This window comes from Streptomyces sp. NPDC059874 (assembly GCF_042731135.1).
Taxonomy (GTDB): Bacteria; Actinomycetota; Actinomycetes; order Streptomycetales; family Streptomycetaceae; genus Streptomyces.
On record NZ_JBHWJY010000069.1, the window covers coordinates 38,618 to 44,953 of the forward strand.

Sequence of the window (6,336 nt, forward strand, 5' to 3'; positions counted from 1 at the left end):
GAATACGCCCCCTGGAGGGCAACTCATCCACAGATTCGGTGACTTTCTTCCGTCCACACCCTGGGGACGGGTTCCATCACCCACAATCTGTCCACAGGGGTGCCGATTGAGGCCTCATCAGGGCAGGTCAGAACCCTGTGGAATTGTGCGCAAGCATCATCCACAGGCTGTGGACAAGGATTTTGTCCACAGGACTGTCCACGGTGTTGTCCACCGGCGGCCCACAGGATTGCGGATCCTGTGCACAGGATCCGATGTCTTCTCCACACCGTTGTCCACTGTTCGGCAACGCGCCACCCCCTCTCACCGCCCGGAGTGAAAGCCGTCACACCGAGGTGGACGTTTGGGTTGTGGAGTACCGGGGGAAAGCTGGGGACACACCTGTGGAGTAGTCGGGGGTCCCTGGGGACAGCCTGTGCAGAAGTTTTCGTTCTCCACAGAGACACCGTGTTGTCCACCGGTGCCACCCACAGGGTGTGGGGATAAAAAACGAGGGCTGACCTGCGAGGACGGTGTTATCCACCGTTTCCACAGGCCCTACTACTACCCCCATAGAGAGTTAGCCCGGTTTCGGTTTTCAAGCAGGTCCTGTGCACAACTCGGTGGGGAGCCCTCCCCGACACCTCGCTCCCGACTTGACCGCCGGCAGCAACGACTGTCGGCGCCGTACGTCAGACTGGTCCCCGGCATCGGTCGAGGCATCGACGAGCCGACGACGAAGGCCGGCAGACGAGCGAGCAACAGCAGGAGGCGGTTCCGGTGAAGATCCGGGTGGAGCGCGACGTACTCGCGGAGGCAGTGGCGTGGGCCGCTCGTAGCCTCCCGGCCCGGCCGCCGGTGCCCGTTCTCGCGGGCCTGCTGCTGAAGGCCGAGGAGGGCACCCTGTCCCTCTCCGGCTTCGACTACGAGGTCTCGGCCCGGGTCTCCGTCGAGGCCGACGTCGAGGAGGACGGCACCGTCCTGGTCTCGGGCCGGCTGCTCGCCGACATCTGCCGCGCCCTCCCCAACCGGCCGGTGGAGATTTCCACAGACGGTGTACGGGCGACCGTGGTCTGCGGCTCCTCTCGATTCACACTCCACACCCTGCCTGTGGAGGAATACCCGGCGCTGCCCCAGATGCCGACCGCGACCGGCACCGTGCCCGGTGAGGTCTTCGCCTCCGCCGCCGCCCAGGTCGCCATCGCCGCCGGCCGTGACGACACGCTGCCCGTGCTGACCGGTGTGCGCATCGAGATCGAGGGCGACCGCGTCACCCTGGCCTCGACCGACCGCTACCGCTTCGCGGTCCGCGAGTTCCTGTGGAAGCCGGAGAACCCGGACGCCTCCGCCGTGGCCCTGGTGCCCGCGAAGACGCTCCTCGACACCGCCAAGTCCCTGACCAGCGGTGACACCGTCACCCTGGCGCTGTCGGGCTCGGGCGCCGGCGAGGGCCTCATCGGTTTCGAAGGCGCCGGTCGCCGCACCACCACCCGCCTCCTCGAAGGCGACCTGCCGAAGTACCGCACGCTGTTCCCGACGGAGTTCAACTCCATCGCCGTGATCGAGACCGCCCCGTTCGTCGAGGCCGTCAAGCGCGTGGCCCTCGTCGCCGAGCGCAACACCCCGGTCCGCCTGAGCTTCGAGCAGGGCGTGCTGATCCTGGAAGCCGGTTCCAGCGACGACGCACAGGCTGTGGAGCGCGTGGACGCCAAGCTGGAGGGCGACGACATCTCGATCGCCTTCAACCCGACCTTCCTGCTGGACGGCCTGAGCGCGATCGACTCGCCCGCCGCGCAGCTGAGCTTCACCACGTCCACCAAGCCGGCGCTGCTCAGCGGCCGCCCGGCGGTCGACGCCGAGGCCGACGAGGCGTACAAGTACCTGATCATGCCCGTACGCCTCTCCGGCTGATTCTTCGCAGGTCAGGCCCGGTTTCGCGGACCGCGAAACCGGGCCTGACCGCGTTCTTCCGACCTTTTGGGGCCGTGCGCGCCCCGTGGGGCCGGGCAGCGCCCGCGGGCGTAGGCTCGGGGCCTGGGACGCCCGCCGGGAAACCGCGGGGTCCCGGCAAAAACGGCCACAACGCTTAAGGAACCACCTGATGGAGCTTGGTCTCGTCGGTCTCGGCAAGATGGGCGGCAACATGCGCGAGCGCATCCGCCGCGCAGGCCACACCGTCATCGGATACGACCGCAACCCGGACCTCGCCGATGTCCACAGCCTGCGGGAACTTGTGGACAGCCTGCAGGCCCCCCGCGTGGTGTGGGTCATGGTCCCGGCAGGCGGGGCGACCCAGTCCACCGTCGACGAGCTCGCCGAGCTGCTGTCGCCGGGCGACATCGTGGTCGACGGCGGGAACTCGCGCTGGACCGACGACGAGAAGCACGCCGCCGAGCTCGCGGCCAAGGGGATCGGCTTCGTCGACTGCGGTGTCTCCGGTGGTGTGTGGGGCCTGGAGAACGGCTACGCGCTGATGTACGGCGGCGACAAGGAGCACGTCGCCGTGGTCCAGCCGGTGTTCGACGCCCTCAAGCCCGAGGGCGAGTTCGGCGCCGTGCACGCCGGCAAGGTGGGTGCGGGCCACTTCGCGAAGATGGTCCACAACGGCATCGAGTACGCCATGATGCAGGCCTACGCCGAGGGCTGGGAGCTGCTCGAGAAGGTGGACTCGGTCACCGACGTCCGCGAGGTCTTCCGCTCGTGGCAGGAGGGGACGGTCATCCGTTCCTGGCTGCTGGACCTGGCCGTGAACGCCCTCGACGAGGACGAGCACCTGGAGCAGCTCCGCGGCTTCGCGCAGGACTCGGGTGAGGGACGCTGGACGGTGGAGGCGGCGATCGACAACGCCGTGCCGCTGCCGGCGATCACGGCCTCGCTGTTCGCGAGGTTCGCGTCGCGGCAGGACGACTCCCCGCAGATGAAGATGATCGCCGCGCTGCGCAACCAGTTCGGCGGCCACGCGGTCGAGAAGAAGTAGCTCCACCACAGCACCACAGAGCAGAGCAGCAGGAAGCCGGGGGAGGTCGGCGCCGTATGCATGTTTCGCATCTCTCGTTGGCCGACTTCCGCTCGTACGCCCGGGCCGAGGTTCCCCTCGACCCGGGCGTCACGGCTTTCGTGGGTCCCAACGGCCAGGGCAAGACGAACCTCGTCGAGGCGATCGGCTACCTGGCGACGCTGGGCAGCCACCGGGTCTCCTCGGACGCCCCGCTCGTGCGGATGGGGGCGGACCGGGCGATCGTGCGTGCCGCCGTCACCCAGGGCGAGCGGCAGCAGCTGGTGGAGCTGGAGCTGAATCCGGGCCGGGCGAACCGGGCCCGGATCAACAGGTCCTCGCAGGTCAGGCCGCGGGACGTGCTGGGGATCGTACGGACGGTGCTGTTCGCGCCGGAGGACCTGGCGCTGGTGAAGGGTGATCCGGGGGAGCGCCGCCGGTTCCTGGACGAACTCGTGACGGCGCGGTCGCCGCGGATGGCGGGTGTCCGGTCGGACTACGAGCGGGTGCTCAAGCAGCGCAACACGCTGCTGAAGTCGGCGGCGATGGCGCGCCGGCACGGTGGCCGGTCGATGGACCTGTCCACGCTCGATGTGTGGGACCAGCATCTGGCGCGGGCGGGTGCGGAGCTGCTGGCGCAGCGGCTGGATCTGATCGGGACGCTGCTGCCGCTGGCGGACAAGGCGTACGAGCAGCTCGCGCCCGGTGGTGGCCCGCTGGGGTTGGCGTACAAGTCCTCCGCGGGCGAGGCGGTGGACAGTGGTGCGGCGCGGACCCGTGAGGCGATCTACGAGGTGCTGCTGGCGGCGCTGGGCGAGGTGCGCAAGCAGGAGATCGAGCGCGGGGTGACCCTGGTGGGGCCGCACCGGGACGACGTGCTGCTGCGGCTGGGGGAGCTGCCGGCGAAGGGGTACGCGAGCCACGGGGAGTCGTGGTCGTACGCGCTGGCGCTGCGGCTGGCTTCGTACGAGCTGCTGCGCTCGGAGGGCGCGGAGCCGGTGCTGATCCTGGACGACGTGTTCGCGGAGCTGGACGCGCGGCGCCGGGAGCGGCTGGCGGAGCTGGTGGCCGGGGGCGAGCAGGTGCTGGTGACGGCGGCGGTGGACGATGACGTCCCGGGTGTGCTGGTGGGGGCGCGGTTCGGGGTGTCCGGTGGTGAGGTGACCCGGCTGTGAGCGGTGCTGTGAGCGGTCAGGACGGCGACCAGGGCAAGGGCGGGCAGCCGCGCAGGGTGCCGGAGCCCTCCGGGGTGGATCTGGCGCGGCAGGCGCTGGCCGCCGCGCGGGAGCAGGCGCGGGCGCGGGGGAACGCGGCGGGCGGGAAGAAGCGGCAGCAGGGTCCGGGGCTGCGCTCGGGGGCTCGTGCGGACGGTCGGGATCCGATGCCGTTGATGGCGGCGCTGGACCGGCTGCGCACGGAGCGCGGGTGGGAGATGCCGATGGCGGTGGCGGGCGTGATGGAGCGCTGGCCGGAGATCGTCGGCCCGGAGATCGCGGCGCACTGTGAACCGGAGCGGTACGAGGACCGTGAGCTGGTCGTGCGGTGCGATTCCTCGGCGTGGGCGGCGCAGCTGAAGCTGTTGGCGCCGCAGCTGGTGGCGCGGTTGAACTCGGAACTGGGGCAGGGGACGGTGCGGATGATCGTCGTGCGGGGGCCTGGGGGTGGGCGGCCGAAGGGGTACGGGCCGTGGCGGGCGCCGGGTAGCAAGGGGCCAGGGGACACGTACGGGTAGCCCCCCGGCGGGGAAGCCCGGCTGCGCCGGGACCTGGGGCTCCGCCCCAGACCTCGCGCCTCAAACGCCGGCGGGGCTGGATCTTGCCCCTGGCCGGCTGGGTTGCGTGCGGCTCGAAGATCGGGGCTCCGCCCCGGACCCCGCGCCTCAAACGCCGGCGGGGCTGGATGTGCGGGCGGGGCTGGATGTTCGGGGGTGCCTGGATTTGCCCTCGGCGGGCTGGAGGGAGCCGGGGAGTCCGGTGGTGTTGGCGAGCCCGGATCGGGCGGTGCCGCGGGTGGCGTCCCTCACGGTAGTGGGAGGTTGACAGGCCGAAGCGCTGGATGCCCGTGTGAGCCTCTTTGAGCCCCTGCCCGGATATGGGGAGTCGGAGAGTGGAGGTTCAGGGCGGCACATGCGGACTCAGGTACCCGCAAACCCCCATTCATGTCCGTGGTACCGGTAGACTGAAGCCAATCCCGCCTTCGGGCGGGATCTCGCTGACAAACGCTGACAACGCAGATCGACGCAGCCGCTCCTGCTTGCATGCCTGCTGGCCCGGAGTACGGCCTGTGCTGTGCCAGAAAGGGCGCTTCGTGGCCGATTCGGGCAACCCCAACGAGAAGAACGAGTCCACAGCCGGTGAAGCCGGTGAGTCTTCGTACACCGGCAGCAACATCCAGGTCCTGGAGGGTCTGGACGCGGTCCGCAAGCGGCCCGGCATGTACATCGGATCGACGGGTGAGCGCGGTCTGCACCACCTCGTCTACGAGGTGGTCGACAACTCCGTCGACGAGGCGCTGGCCGGGCACGCGGACACGATCGACGTGACGATCCTCGCCGACGGCGGTGTCAAGGTCGTCGACAACGGCCGTGGCATCCCGGTCGACATCGTGCCGTCGGAGGGGAAGCCGGCCGTCGAGGTCGTGCTGACCGTCCTGCACGCGGGCGGAAAGTTCGGCGGTGGCGGTTACGCCGTCTCCGGCGGTCTGCACGGTGTGGGTGTGTCGGTGGTGAACGCGCTGTCGACGAAGGTCTCGGTCGAGGTCCGGCGTGACGGTTACCGCTGGACGCAGGACTACAAGCTCGGTGCTCCGACCGCCGCCCTGGCGAAGAACGAGGAGACCGGTCAGACGGGCACCTCGGTCACCTTCTGGGCCGACGGGGACATCTTCGAGACGACCGAGTACTCCTTCGAGACGCTGTCGCGTCGCTTCCAGGAGATGGCCTTCCTCAACAAGGGCCTGACCCTGACGCTCACGGACGAGCGCGAGTCGGCGAAGGCGACGATGGGCGCGGACTCGGCCGAGGAGGTCGAGGAGCCCCAGGCTCGGACGGTCAAGTACTACTACGAGGGCGGCATCGTCGACTTCGTGAAGTACCTGAACTCGCGCAAGGGTGAGCTGATCCACCCGACGGTCATCGACGTCGAGGCCGAGGACAAGGAGCGGATGCTCTCGGTCGAGATCGCGATGCAGTGGAACTCGCAGTACACGGAGGGTGTGTACTCCTTCGCGAACACGATCCACACGCATGAGGGCGGTACGCACGAGGAAGGCTTCCGTGCGGCGCTGACGGGTCTGGTGAACCGTTACGCGCGTGACAAGAAGCTGCTGCGCGAGAAGGACGACAACCTCGCCGGTGAGGACAT

4 protein-coding genes and 1 pseudogene are annotated in these 6,336 nt (G+C 69.3%); all 5 read left to right on the forward strand.

Annotated features, from left to right (window positions below; translation table 11 throughout):
• Positions 1-759 precede the first annotated feature (759 nt).
• On the forward strand, positions 760-1,890 hold the full coding sequence (gene dnaN / locus ACFV9H_RS30890) for a DNA polymerase III subunit beta (protein WP_030153167.1): 1,131 nt from the start codon (positions 760-762) through the stop codon (positions 1,888-1,890).
• 178 nt (positions 1,891-2,068) lie between these two features.
• Positions 2,069-2,956 (forward strand): annotated as a pseudogene (gnd, locus tag ACFV9H_RS30895) (phosphogluconate dehydrogenase (NAD(+)-dependent, decarboxylating)); the annotation flags it as partial.
• Positions 2,957-3,012: 56 nt separating this feature from the next.
• Positions 3,013-4,149, forward strand: a complete 1,137-nt coding sequence (gene recF / locus ACFV9H_RS30900) for a DNA replication/repair protein RecF (RefSeq protein ID WP_385404644.1) — start codon at positions 3,013-3,015, stop codon at positions 4,147-4,149.
• Positions 4,146-4,706 carry a DUF721 domain-containing protein gene (locus ACFV9H_RS30905; protein ID WP_385404646.1) on the forward strand — a complete coding sequence of 187 codons (561 nt, stop codon included), beginning with the start codon at positions 4,146-4,148 and terminating at the stop codon, positions 4,704-4,706. The genes recF and ACFV9H_RS30905 overlap by 4 nt, the downstream gene beginning before the upstream one ends.
• A 551-nt stretch (positions 4,707-5,257) precedes the next feature.
• Positions 5,258-6,336, forward strand: a 1,079-nt coding sequence (locus tag ACFV9H_RS30910; RefSeq protein ID WP_385404649.1) for an ATP-binding protein, incomplete at its 3' end; no start/stop codon positions are given.